The 699-nt window shown below is 64.4% G+C and carries 1 protein-coding gene; it reads left to right on the top strand.

All coding sequences use genetic code 11. The features are described 5' to 3' along the window. Positions 1 to 396 (top strand): hypothetical protein (locus EN781_RS35710; protein ID WP_245492725.1); only part of this gene is annotated, 396 nt, incomplete at its 5' end. Between the last annotated feature and the right edge of the window lie 303 nt (positions 397 to 699).

The raw sequence follows: 699 nt of genomic DNA, 5'->3' as shown, positions 1-699 counted from the left end.
GCACAACCTGCCCTGGCCGCGGTTCCTCCTGCTCAGGATTCGGCAGTCCTGGACCCATCCGTGGTGGCGACGCCCCCCGACAAGGGCGTTCCGGCAAAATATGCCGCATTCTCCGGCATATGGGCCGGACGGCTGGACGGGATGTATGAAGGCAAGCTGGCCGTGCTCACGATTGCTCCTCGCGGGCAGGTGACGGTCACCTATGCGTGGGGAGTTCTGGCCGACAACAAGCCGGGCGTCGCCGATGGCGCCGGGAAGATTTCAGGCAACACATTGAAGCTTGCGCGCCTGCCGAACGGCGCGGACGCCACCTTCATCATGCAGCCCGACGGGACGCTGGCCGCCACCTATACGCTTGCCGGCCAAACCTACACGGGCGCGTTCGCCAGGCAGTAATTCAGCAAATCTCTCTGCGCTGGACGGCCTGTCGAAGGGGCCTCAAGCATCGCGGACCGGTTTTGCAGCTGCCAATCCGCCTGTCGAGACGCGCCCTTTGGCGGCGCTGTCCGCGCCCGGTCCGAATCGGCTATGCCTCTCGCATGCAGGAAACGTCCCTATACGTCCCGGTGAAGCGGTTTCTCGAGAGCCTGGACTTTACCGTCAAGGGCGAAGTCGGCGGCTGCGACGTGGTCGGGCTGCGCGATGGCGAGCCGCCCGTGGTGGTCATCTGCGAACTGAAACTGCAGTTCAATCTGGAAC

Source organism: Mesorhizobium sp. M4A.F.Ca.ET.090.04.2.1 (assembly GCF_003999085.1).
GTDB lineage: Bacteria > Pseudomonadota > Alphaproteobacteria > Rhizobiales > Rhizobiaceae > Mesorhizobium.
Note: the sequence above shows the minus strand (reverse complement) of the source record. Positions and strands in the feature narration are given on the sequence as shown.